9 protein-coding genes are annotated in these 12,718 nt (G+C 37.2%); 6 read left to right on the top strand and 3 right to left on the bottom strand.

Going from position 1 to position 12,718, the window contains the following annotated elements; genetic code table 11:
* The first annotated feature begins 1 nt into the window (after position 1).
* The 4 genes from ODR02_RS18200 to ODR02_RS18185 all read left to right on the top strand — a co-directional run bounded on the left by ODR02_RS18200 (position 2) and on the right by ODR02_RS18185 (position 3,375).
* Positions 2-616, top strand: a complete 615-nt coding sequence (locus ODR02_RS18200; RefSeq protein ID WP_209786729.1) for a thiamine phosphate synthase — start codon at positions 2-4, stop codon at positions 614-616.
* On the top strand, positions 613-1,389 hold the full coding sequence (locus tag ODR02_RS18195; RefSeq protein WP_209786730.1) for a thiazole synthase: 777 nt from the start codon (positions 613-615) through the stop codon (positions 1,387-1,389). Before ODR02_RS18200 ends, ODR02_RS18195 begins: the two co-directional genes overlap by 4 nt.
* Before the next feature lie 9 nt (positions 1,390-1,398).
* Positions 1,399-2,517 carry a 2-iminoacetate synthase ThiH gene (gene thiH, locus ODR02_RS18190; RefSeq protein WP_309512985.1) on the top strand — a complete coding sequence of 373 codons (1,119 nt, stop codon included), beginning with the start codon at positions 1,399-1,401 and terminating at the stop codon, positions 2,515-2,517.
* Between the two features lie 147 nt (positions 2,518-2,664).
* Complete coding sequence (locus ODR02_RS18185; RefSeq protein ID WP_309512984.1) at positions 2,665-3,375, top strand: HesA/MoeB/ThiF family protein; 711 nt, start codon at positions 2,665-2,667, stop codon at positions 3,373-3,375.
* Between the two features lie 207 nt (positions 3,376-3,582).
* Here the strand turns inward: ODR02_RS18185 and ODR02_RS18180 are convergent, their stop codons facing one another.
* Positions 3,583-5,811, bottom strand: coding sequence for an outer membrane beta-barrel protein (locus ODR02_RS18180; RefSeq protein ID WP_309512983.1), 2,229 nt, complete (start codon positions 5,809-5,811; stop codon positions 3,583-3,585).
* 183 nt (positions 5,812-5,994) lie between these two features.
* Entirely contained in the window at positions 5,995-8,118 is a 2,124-nt protein-coding gene (locus ODR02_RS18175; RefSeq protein ID WP_309512982.1) for an outer membrane beta-barrel family protein, read from the bottom strand.
* A 189-nt stretch (positions 8,119-8,307) separates the two neighbouring features.
* On the opposite strand from ODR02_RS18175, the gene ODR02_RS18170 reads away from it, so the two are divergent.
* Complete coding sequence (locus ODR02_RS18170; RefSeq protein ID WP_309512981.1) at positions 8,308-9,327, top strand: sensor histidine kinase; 1,020 nt, start codon at positions 8,308-8,310, stop codon at positions 9,325-9,327.
* Positions 9,320-9,997: a LytR/AlgR family response regulator transcription factor gene (locus ODR02_RS18165; protein WP_209786736.1), complete on the top strand. Its 678-nt coding sequence runs from the start codon at positions 9,320-9,322 to the stop codon at positions 9,995-9,997. Before ODR02_RS18170 ends, ODR02_RS18165 begins: the two co-directional genes overlap by 8 nt.
* A gap of 159 nt (positions 9,998-10,156) precedes the next feature.
* Here ODR02_RS18165 and ODR02_RS18160 read toward each other — a convergent pair whose 3' ends face one another.
* Positions 10,157-12,424 (bottom strand): aconitate hydratase, encoded by a 2,268-nt coding sequence (locus tag ODR02_RS18160; protein WP_309512980.1) that lies wholly within the window; start codon positions 12,422-12,424, stop codon positions 10,157-10,159.
* Between the last annotated feature and the right edge of the window lie 294 nt (positions 12,425-12,718).

Here is a 12,718-nt window from a genome sequence, read left to right as displayed (position 1 = left end):
TATGGAAAAATTACAATACATATCACAGGGAAATACAAAACAGGAACAGGAGCTTCATATCCGAAAAGCCTTGGACAATGGAATCCAATGGGTTCAGGTTCGATGGAAAAATGCTCCGGAAAATGAATTGATCAGTCTCTGTGAAATATCAAAACAGCTTTGTTCAGAATATCATGCAGTTTGTATCATCAATGACCATGTACAGCTGGTAAAAGAAATAGATGCTGATGGTGTGCATTTGGGATTAAATGACAGCTCTATCGAAAAAGCAAGACTGATTTTAGGTGAAAATAAAATCATTGGAGGAACAGCGAATACGCTTTCAGATGTCATTCAAAGAATTAAAGAATCCTGTGATTATATTGGTTTGGGACCATTGAAATTTACCACCACTAAAGAAAAGCTGAGCCCTGTTCTTGGGTTTAAAGGGTATCAGAATATCATTGATGGATTAAGAGAAAAATCAATAGATATTCCCAAAATATTTGCCATCGGAAGTGTTACCCTTGAAGATATTTTACCGTTACAGAAGATCGGAATTTATGGTGTTTCCGTTTCAGGGCTTATTACCAAGCAGCCTACCATTATTAAAGAACTAAACAAAGTAATGATATGAACAATCAGAAATTAGAAATAGCAGGAAGAATTTTTGAATCAAGACTGTTTTTAGGGACAGGAAAGTTCGGAAGTCTCACAGATATGGTGCAGTCTGTCATTGCATCAGAAACCGATATGGTGACTATGGCTTTGAAAAGAATTGATGCCCGGTCCCATGAAGATAACCTGCTTGATTCTTTAAGAGAAACCAATGTTCATCTTCTGCCTAATACTTCAGGAGCAAGAACGGCAAAAGAAGCAGTATTAGCCGCACAGTTAGCCCGGGAAGCACTGGAAACAAACTGGGTGAAACTGGAAATTCATCCGGATCCAAAATACTTGCTACCAGATCCTATTGAAACCCTATATGCCACTGAAGAACTGGCTAAACTGGGATTTGTAGTAATGCCTTACATTCACGCTGATCCTGTTTTGTGCAAACGCCTTGAAGATGCAGGAACGGCCGTGGTAATGCCTTTGGGAGCACCAATTGGAACGAATAAAGGATTAAGAACACAAGACTTTTTGGAAATTATTATCAGCCAAAGTAATGTTCCTGTAGTAGTAGATGCGGGAATCGGGGCACCATCCGATGCTGCAAAAGCAATGGAAATGGGAGCAGATGCTGTTTTGGTGAATACAGCCATTGCCGTTGCAGGAAATCCATTGAATATGGCTGTTGCTTTTAAAGAAGGTGTGATTGCCGGAAGAAGAGCGTTTGAATCAGGATTGGGAGCAATCGCCAACCATGCTGAAGCTTCAAGCCCGCTCACTTCATTTTTATTTGAATAAATCTGACTCATGAAAAGCTTTAAAGATGTTTTTGAAAACTACCAATGGGATGAGGTAAAGAATAAGCTTGAAAAAGTAAGCTTGTCTGATGTAAGATACAGTCTTCAAAAAAAGAATAAAACGCTTGAGGATTTCCTGAATCTCCTGTCGCCGGCCGCTTCTCAGGAACTGGAACTGATGGCAAGAATGACACAGATGCTTACTCAAAAAAGATTTGGAAAAACCATTCAGCTGTATGCACCGCTGTACCTCAGCAATGAATGTCAGAATATCTGTACCTATTGCGGATTCAGTCTGGATAATCATCTGAAAAGGAAAACTCTTTCCGATACGGAACTTATGATTGAAGCATCGGTTCTGAAATCAATGGGTGTGAACCACGTATTGCTGGTAAGTGGAGAAGCCAATAAAATAGTAGGAGTTCCTTACTTTCAGAATGCTGTCCGCAAGTTAAGACCTCATTTTTCCAATATTTCCATTGAAGTACAGCCCTTATTGGAAGAAGAATATAAACTGCTTCATGAAGAAGGAGTGCATTCCGTTTTGGTGTATCAGGAAACCTATCATCAGGATGTTTACAGAGAATATCACCCGAAAGGAAAAAAATCAAATTTCCATTTTCGGTTGGAGACACCGGACAGGATAGGAAGAGCAGGAATCCATAAAATTGGGCTGGGCGTTCTTCTTGGACTTGAAGACTGGAGAGTGGATAGTTTTTTCAACGCGTTACACATAGATTATCTCCAGAAACAATATTGGAAAAGTAAATTCTCGGTTTCCTTTCCCAGGCTCAGACCGGCTGAAGGAATTATTGAACCGAATTTTATTATGGAAGACAAAGACCTCCTCCAACTTATTTGTGCCTACAGAATCTGGAATGAAGACCTTGAAATCTCTATTTCCACCAGAGAAAATGAAGTCTTTAGAAATAATATAGTATCTCTGGGAGCAACAGCCATGAGTGCCGGTTCAAAAACAAATCCGGGAGGCTATGCTGTAGATAAAGAATCTCTGGAACAGTTTGAAACCAGTGACGAACGTAGCATGGAGGAAATCAGACTCATGATCAAAAAATCGGGTTACGATCCTGTTATGAAAGACTGGGATTCTGTGTATAGTGGATTTTAAAATTTTTAAACCATTAAGAAATTTGAAGAAGTGAAGGTTATTTAAGAAAAATCGAAGATTTTTAAGCCACTATCTTTTTTGAAGCGAAGCTCAACTTAAGTTTCCTTACAAACTTAAAGAATCTTAATGGTTCAATTATCATAAAGTATGAAAAAAGAAGATAACTTTTCACGGTACAGCCGGCAGATATTTATCGAAGAAATAGGGCTGGAAGGGCAAAAGAAAATAATAGATTCAAAAGTTCTCGTTATTGGCGCAGGAGGATTGGGAAGTCCTGTTATACAATATCTGGCTGCTGCAGGAGTGGGCACTTTAGGCGTTGCAGATTTTGATGAGGTGGAACTTCATAACCTGAACAGACAGATTATTCACACTGAAAACAGCGTAGGATTATCCAAAGTGAAGAGTGCCGAAACATTTGTAGAACACCTTAACCATCAGGTTGCCTTTACAGGAATCGAAGAGAAAATAAATGAAAATAATGCTGAAAAAATACTTTCTCAGTACGATGTTATTATTGACGGTTCAGACAATTTTTCAACAAGATATCTGGTGAATGATACTTGTGTAACATTGAGAAAAACGCTTGTTTATGGCAGTATTTTAGGATTTTCCGGACAGGTTGCAGTTTTCAATCATCTCGGGAGTAAAAATCTTAGGGATATTTTCCCTGAACCGCCTTTTGATGAAGAGATGCCGGATTGCGACAGCCTTGGTGTTTTAGGCGCTTTGCCAGGAATAATAGGCAGCATGATGGCTCTTCAGACTTTAAAAATTATCACCGGCCTTCCCGTACATATAAATCAGCTTACATTGATAGAGGCAATGGATTGGAGATTTCAAACAATAGATTTTTGATCTAAATATAAACGCTAATATCACTAATTTTTTCACAAATAACACCATTTTAATATCAATAGGAATGGGCTCTGATCCTGAGCGTAGACGAAGGAAGCCCGTTTTACTTTTTAAAATACCATCCATAGGCTTTAGCCAAAACCGATATTCCATACAAAAAAGAGGCGGTCACCTTAGGTGCCGCCTCTTTTATTTTATCTCAAAAAATTATTGTGCCTGCTGCATTACGCCGCCGTTATCTTCTTTTTTGGTCTGGTTAAGAATATTTGGATCCTCTTTCGCCAGTTTATTTCTTGTTGGAATTTTATAATTGATAGAAAGCCCGAAGTTTCTTGTATCATATTTACTATAGATCATTACCGGAGTTCCTGATGGTGGGTTAGAACGTACCTGCATCATCTGTCCATTGAAAATATCATTCGCAAAAACAGAAAGTGTCAAACGGTTGTTCATAAACTTCTTCGTCAGTGTAATATCAAGCGAGTTGTTGAAAGGCTTCTCTGCTGTAAAGTAGAAATATCCTGCTTTTGGAGTCAGATAGCTGTAATTGGCTGTCAGTTTGATATCTTTAGGCAAAATAATCTGCGTCATGATATTGAAAATCCAGAATCCTTTATTGTTCAGGTTGTCGATTTCATGTTTCTGATAACCAGCATATAAGTACATGAAATTAATTTTATCAGGATTAAAATTAAATTTCATAATCTCGCTCAAAGGTTTGCTGAAAATCATAAAAGGAACGGGTAATCCCACATTGAAATTGTGAATTTTCATATTTGAAATGTTCACCTGCTCATTAAAGAGTTTTCTTCCGTCTTTTCTGATGATCTGTGCCACCTGATTGCTTGCCGAACTTACACTATATCCGATAAATGCATAATCAAAAGCGGATACTTTTATTTCATAATTATCAAAAATAGTGGGTTGTAGATTCGGGTTACCGTTTACTTCCGTACTTGGTCCGGAGAACGTCACGTTATTCGGGTTTAAGGCAGAAATACTTGGTAAGCTGATTTTTCTGTTGTAGTTCGCGGCAATATAAACCTGATTCATCATGTTATACTGTACACTTGCATTCGGGAAAAACTTAAACTTATTGAAGGCAATCAAATTCGCTTCCACCAGTTTTGCATCCTTATCAAAATATCTTGTTACTCCGGAAATATCATAGTTTTCAGCACGCGAACCCAAGGTGAAATCAAACTTTTTCAATTTAGCCTGAAACTCTAAATAGGTTGAAGCAGTCTGTCTCTGATATTCAAGATTGGTTAGGCCAAAACTTTTTGTATCATAATCCTGTTTTTCATACAATCCGCCAAAGCTTACTTTTCCACCATCAAGAAGTTTGATAGGCTGGGCATAATCTACTTTAAAGTTGGCAATATTCATGACAGATTTATTATTCAGAATATCTTTTAATCCATTGGTAGGACTATCGAGAGGTTCAGTGGGATACTCTACAAATGTCCCATCCTGAAAGTAGTTATCCTGAGCAAATTTGCTGTCTGATCTTGTATACCCAAACTGAAAGTCGAGTTTTTGAGATTTGTCGGCAAAACGTTTCTGATACGTTACCACAGCTTCCTGTCTCAAATTATCGGTATGAGCAACATCCGAAGATGTATAAAAAGCTTCTCTTAAATCTTTCAGATTTCTCTTGAACGGTAAATCTCCATGCCCGTCACTTAAAGTGTAGTTGTCATTATTGTTGTGATAAATATCGTAGTTTAATAATAATCTGTCCTGTCCTAAATCAAAAGTCAATCCGGATTTTGCAAAATATCCCCGTGCGTATCTATCGGTATGGCTTGTTAAAAGCTCATCCTGCTGGCCATTCAGCATACTTTCACGGTAATTCTGTCCTACGTTCAGCTGCCATCCGAAATATTTATTTCTTGCATTTAAATTAACAGAATTGGTTGTTCTGCTTCTGTATTTGTCATAATTCGTGAAAGAATAATTCCCCGAGTAAGTAGCTGTTAAATATTTATTGGCATTTTTGTTGGTGATAATATTCATGATAGCGCCTCCGGAAGTAGCCGGGAACTCAGCTCCAGGCTGGGTAATTACCTCAATTCTTTCTACAGAATTAGCCGGCATTCCTTCCAGGAAGGAGTTCAGCTCATTGGATGTGATGTTCAGAGGTCTTCCGTTAAGATACACTTCCAGCATTTTTCCCTGATACATCATTCCTGCAATGTCCGTAGATACAAGCCCGGGAAGTTTTTTAATTCCTTCCAGAACGTTTCCATTATTCAGTTGAGGTTGCTCAGAAAAGTCAAAAATAGTACGGTCCGCCTTTTGTTCAACGGCTTTTTTAGTTTTAGTGATGACAATACCTTCAATTTGTTTCTCTTTAGAAGTTGTATTGCTCTTTTCCTGAGAGAAAACCAGCATAGAACTTACCAGAGATAAAGCGAATATAGTTTTTTTCATAATGTTTTTACTACTATTCGGTTAGACGATGAAAAACAAATTTTGTTACAATCAGCACAGTAATTTTATTTATTTCAATGAAGAAAATTCAATAAAATCATATTCTGCAGAAGAAGTAAAAAGCCTTCTTAATACTGTCGAATAGCTATTCCCTGCAATAACAGGAATTCTTGCTATAAATTATTATTGTGCTCGATCTTTTTCTTCAAAATTGATCGCTCTTTTGTTCGATTTTACTTTCTGATTCCCAAAATTGTAGGTGATACTTAATGTCAGTCTTCTCGCATCCCAATAGTTGTTGAATGATTGTGTATTATCTGTAAAATACAGATCAGCCTTAAATCCGGATTGTTTAAAAATATCACTCACTGAAAGATTGACCTGCAGGGCTTTTTCCACAAAGCTCATTTTTACTCCCGCATCAAAACTTGCTACGCCTTTGATGGAAGCGGAGCCGTCTCTCGAGGGAAGATTATGCCAATAATTGACAAATAGCATGAAGGTCTTAGCCTTGTTCAGCTGGAATGTATTGTTGAGAGAATAATAAAATGACTGACCGTTTTTAGGAACCAGATTAAATCTTGTAATCTGTGTTTCATTATAACTGAAAGAGGTTGAAATATTACTTTCCCAGATTTTGAAAAAAGTATCTGTATAATTGAAATTGATCCCGTAAATATTCTGGTTGTAATAGTTTTCATAGGTACTGATAAGATCAATGCCGTTCAGGAAGGAAATCTGGTCAAAATTATTCTTTGTTCTCTGATAATAAAGATTGGCTGAGAATTTATTTTTAAAAATATAATTGAATTCAATATTATGATTAAAAGAAGGTTGCAGACTTGGGTTTCCGGCATAATACGTATTAGGATTAGAATACCATCGGAACGGATCTAAAGCCCGGAAATAAGGACGGTTGATTCTGCGGGAATAGTTAATACTGAATTGGTTATCCTGACTGGCTTTATAAGAAACATAGGCTGTAGGGAAAAATTTTCCGTAATTATTCTCGGATTTAGACTGGGTAGTAGGAGAGAATCCATTGGTTTGTGAATATTCATAACGTAATCCTGCTTTCACCGACCATTTTTCACCAAGATCTTTACTGGCACTGACATAAGTGGCATAATTTTTTTCATTATAATCAAAAAGATTGCTCTTTGCAGGATCTATGATATAATTTCCATGGATGAAATTGAAATATCTAATGTCAGAATTATTAGAAAACTGACTGTATTTAGCGCCGGTTTCCAACTGAATTTTTTTTAAGTTTAAAGTCAGATCAGCCTGCCCTGAATAGATTTTATAGTCTACACCAGAAAGATTTCTTACCGTCTGTATTGAATTATCAGCAACATTTCTTGTGGTAAAATTGACCTCCGTATCAGGAAGGTTTCCATAATAATTGGTACCAAAACTTAGCTTATGTTCTCCCATTTTCTGGTCAAAATACAGATTAAGCATTTGGGTTGTATATGGAGAACGATGCTTTGAATCCGTCTCTGTTTGTAAAGTAGGCGTACCATCTGTAAAGTAACTTTGTGTTGAATTGATATCCATATTGGTATGGCCCTTTGTAATATCGTATACCAATCCGATATTGGAGTTTTTAGAAAGTGAATAATCAAAATTGGCATTCAGGCCGAGTCCGTCATTCATATCCCTTCTCTCATTTCTGCTGATAGAAGAACTTTGCCCTATAATTCTATAATTTTCTACCGATTTTTTGTCACCATCATATCCCATCAGCTTTACGGAAGCTTTAATCTTTTCATTCTGATAATTTATTCCTGCTACCGTACTGAATGCAGCATATGTTTTTTGAGTGTAATTAGTAGTCAGGTAGACGTTCCATCCAAGATTCTGATTCTTTTTAAGGACAATATTAATGATTCCGCTATTTCCCTGTGCTTCATACTTGGCAGGCGGAGTCGTGATCACTTCAATTTTCAGTATATTTTCAGAGCGAAGGTTTCGGAGATAGTTGATCAGTTCAGATCCGGAAAGATTAAGCATCCGGTCATTTACCATCACAGAAACTCCATTTTTTCCTGCAATGGAAAGAAGTCCTTTGCTCTCATCTACCTGTAATAAAGGAGTGCCAGCCAACACCTCAGTTCCGGAACTTCCGTGTGAAAGCATAGAATTCTGAACATTATAAACAAGACGATCTACTTTACGCTCTACCAGAACTTTCTTACCATTTACTGTTACTGCCTCAATTTTGTTGACGTTCGCAGTGTCTTTTGTTTGTGCTGTAGCAAAAGAACAAGCAAGGGTAACCATAAATAAAATGTGTTTTTTCATATGATAAATGATGGATTAAATGACGATTGTGTTACATTTCTTTGGCAAAAGTATTGGAGGTGCCTTTGAAATGAAATAGCATTTAGATGAAGGGCATGATTATGCTTATCAAAAAAGTTTCATCGGGAAAAAACAGGCTTTTATCGAAAAGGGTTAACGAATTATCCTGATAGAGATTTATCTTTGAGTATGAATAAAAAGCAAATTATCTGGCTGCAAATTATTTATTGGGGATTCAATTTTTTTGGAACTGTTATTACTCCTAATTTTTTTATACCGGAGAGCAATCGTGGTGAAGTACATATTTTGAGAATTACCTTCTTTATTGTAAAAATTGCTACCTTCTATATTTCCTATCTGTTTATATTTCCAAAGGTTTTTAAACTTGAGAAACTGTATTCAGCGGTTTTCGTTTTTATTCTGACCCTTTTGTGTTTTGCCAGCATGAGATATGCTTTGGAGGAAATGATCCTCCCTTCTACTCTTGGATTCCGGAATTATGATGAAAGAACAGGCCTTCTCTATTATTTTTTCGATAATATTTACAATAGCTCTCTGACTACTTTTATAGCTGGGATTTTATGGATACTGGAGAAATATGGTGTTGCTGAAAATGACAAAAAGCAGCTGCTGATTGAAAAGAAACAGGCAGAGCTTCAGGCATTAAAAACCCAGATCAATCCTCATTTTATTTTTAATTCATTAAATAATATTTACTCTCTTGTCTATCAGAAATCAGACAAAGCCTTGCCAGCAATTGAAGAACTGGGACAATTGTTAAGATACAGCACAAAGGATCTTGAAAAAGATTCAATTCCTTTGGATAAGGAAATTGGATATATTGATAGTCTGATTGCCCTGGAGAAACTTAGAATTAGAAAACCTGAGCTGTTGCTCATAGAAAAAAATATTCAGTATCCTCACCTTAAGATCTCGCCAATGCTGTTGGTTCCTTTTGTTGAAAATGCCTTTAAACATGGAGATTTCCGTGATAAAGGTTTTGAAATGAAAATCTCAGATCATGATAAAGTGCTGCATTTTTATCTTTTCAATTCTAAAACACAGAAAATGAAAGATACTGTTTCCGGAATAGGAATTCAGAATGTGAAAAAAAGACTTGAAATATTGTATCCTAACCATCAGCTGGAGATCAGAGATTGGGAAACAGAGTTTATTGTAGACTTAAAAATTGATTTACGCGATGAATAAGATAAAATGCATTATTGTTGATGACGAGCCACTGGCAATCTCTCTTCTTGAGCATTATGTAGAAAAACTCCCTTTTCTTGAGCTGGTATTTTCTACAGAGAACCCGATTTTGGCTTTAGAATACCTTCAGAAAAACGATTCAGACCTTATCTTTTTAGATATTCAGATGCCGGAGCTTACGGGAATCAATTTTATGAAGATTGTAGGACCTGATCAAAAATATATTTTAACAACGGCTTATTCAGAATATGCCCTGGAAGGATATGAACATAATGTTGTGGATTACCTGCTGAAACCTATTTCATTTGAAAGATTTCAAAAGAGTGCATTAAAGGTGCAGGAACGGTTTTCTTTTCCTCAGGAGGAAAATTCATATTTCTTTGTGAAATCCTCAGGACAAAGACATCGTATTGGTTTTCATGAGATTTTGTACGTTGAGAGTATCAAAGACTATGTCAATATCCGGACGGAAACCGATGAGTTTATTGTGCTGGATACGCTTAAATCAATGGAAATCCAGCTTTCCGAGAGGTTTGTACGTGTTCATAAATCCTTTATTGTCAATTTGGATAAAATAAAAAGCATTGGTGCTAAAAAAGTGAACTTTCCCGAGTATGAAATTCCCATTGGAGAAAGTTATAGAGCAGGTCTTCTGGATAGATTAAAGTAAAATTGTAAGTTTTGGCTAAAGCCAGATGTATTTTATAATTTTAAATGTGGGCTAAAGTCCGCTCCTATTGAATTTATTAGCAGGAATTTTTGGTATGATAATAAAAAAAGACGACTTCTAGTGAAGCCGCCTTTATATTAATTAATCTAACAATTAATCTTATTTTTCCTGTTGTTTGATCAGGTTCAGAGCAGAACCTGCCTTAAACCACTCAATTTGTTGATCGTTGTAAGTATGGTTGGCCATGACGATATCTTTAGTTCCGTCAGCATGAACGAATTCTAAAGTCAATTGTTTTCCTGGAGCAAACTGGTCAAGATCTAAGAAGTTTACCGTGTCATCTTCCAGGATCTTGTCATAGTCAGCTTCATTAGCGAAAGTAATTCCAAGCATTCCTTGTTTTTTAAGGTTGGTTTCGTGGATTCTCGCAAATGATTTTACCAATACAGCTTTCACACCAAGGTGTCTAGGCTCCATTGCAGCGTGCTCTCTTGAAGAACCTTCACCATAGTTCTGGTCTCCCACAACAATTGTTGGAACGCCTGCTGCTTTGTAAGCTCTTTGTACAGCCGGAACTTCACCGTATTCACCGGTTAATTCGTTTTTAACCTTATTGGTTTCCATGTTGTAAGCATTTACAGCTCCAATCAACATGTTGTTTGAAATATTATCTAAGTGACCTCTGTATTTCAACCATGGTCCAGCCATAGAAATGTGGTCGGTAGTACATTTTCCGAAAGCTTTGATCAATACCTTAGCGCCCTCAATGTTTTTACCATCCCAAGCCGGGAATTCTTCTAATAACTGCAGTCTGTCTGAAGTAGGGCTTACGTTAACAACAACGCTGGAACCATCTTGCGAAGGAGCCTGGTATCCGTTGTCATCTACAGCAAAACCTTTTTCAGGAAGCTCAAAACCTTTAGGCTCATCAAGCTTTACCTGTTCACCTGCTTCGTTAGTTAAAGTATCTGTAATTGGGTTGAAATCTAATCTACCTGAGATGGCAACAGCAGCTACCATTTCAGGAGAAGCTACAAATGCGTGGGTATTTGGGTTACCATCTGCTCTTTTGGCGAAGTTTCTGTTAAAAGAGTGAATAATGGAGTTTTTCTCTCCTTTTTCCGCCCCTTCTCTGTCCCATTGCCCGATACATGGTCCACAAGCATTGGTAAAGATTCTTGCATTTTCAAATTTTCTGAAAGAATCTAAGAAACCGTCTCTTTCCGCTGTGAATTTCACCTGTTCAGAACCAGGGTTGATCCCTAAAATAGCTTTAGGTTTTACTCCTTTTGATACCGCATCTTCTACAATGGAAGCCGCTCTTGATAAATCTTCATAAGAAGAGTTGGTACAAGAACCGATAAGTGCCCACTCAACTTCTAAAGGCCACCCGTTAGCCTCAGCTTTAGCTCTGAATTCAGCAACTGGAGTCGCCAAGTCTGGAGTGAAAGGTCCGTTTAAGTGTGGAGTCAGTTCAGAAAGGTTAATTTCTATTAATTGGTCGAAATATTGTTCCGGGTTGGCATATACTTCAGCATCACCCGTTAAATGTTCAGCAATTTTATCGGCAGCATCTACCACATCCTGTCTTCCGGTAGCGGTAAGATATCTTCTCATAGAATCATCGTATCCGAAAGTAGACGTTGTAGCTCCGATTTCTGCACCCATGTTGCAGATGGTTCCTTTACCTGTTGCAGAAAGTGATTCTGCCCCTTCACCGAAATATTCTACGATACATCCTGTACCTCCTTTTACGGTAAGAATTCCGGCTACTTTTAAGATGACATCTTTTGCTGAAGTCCATCCATTCATTTTACCGGTTAATTTTACCCCGATAAGTTTAGGCATTTTAAGCTCCCAGGCCATTCCTGCCATTACGTCTACGGCATCAGCACCTCCTACACCAATCGCTACCATTCCAAGTCCTCCAGCATTTACAGTGTGAGAGTCTGTACCGATCATCATTCCGCCAGGGAAAGCATAATTTTCCAGTACTACCTGGTGAATGATCCCTGCTCCCGGTTTCCAGAACCCGATTCCGTATTTATCACATACAGAACTCAGGAAGTTGAATACCTCAGAGTTTTTGTTGATACCCTCCTGTAAATCTTTGTCAGCACCTACTTTTGCCTGGATTAGGTGATCCGCATGAGCTGTTGAAGGAACCGCTACTTTAGCTTTTCCTGCCTGCATAAACTGTAAAAGTGCCATCTGAGCGGTTGCATCTTGCATGGCTACTCTGTCTGGCGCAAAGTCTACATAAGAGTTTCCTCTTTCATATTCTTGTGTAGCATTTCCTTCCCAAAGATGGGTGTAAAGAATTTTTTCTGAAAGGGTAAGAGGTTTTCCCACGATTTGTCTTGCTGCTGCAATTCTTTCCGGGTAACGCTCGTACACTTTTTTGATCATATCAATATCAAAAGTCATATCGTATTTTAATTTTGTTCTTTTTCCGTTATTGCTTCTTTTTCTCTGGTGTTTGAAAAAGAAAAATCACTTTTAATGCATCAAAAAACGTTCCTATAATCCATAAATAGGGTGTTTTTGACTTTAAAATCAATAGATTTTATAACTTTCAATTTAAGAAAAAATAGAATTTATTTTCCGGATTTTATCGAAAAAAAAACGTAACTATCTTAAAATAGAAACGTTCTAAACAAAAAATGGAAGATTTTAAATCCTAAAGGACCAAAATCTTCCAATGATATAGTTTAAAATAAG

The organism is Chryseobacterium sp. CFS2 (genome assembly GCF_036543225.1).
Taxonomy (GTDB): domain Bacteria; phylum Bacteroidota; class Bacteroidia; order Flavobacteriales; family Weeksellaceae; genus Chryseobacterium; species Chryseobacterium culicis_A.
Note: the sequence above shows the minus strand (reverse complement) of the source record. Positions and strands in the feature narration are given on the sequence as shown.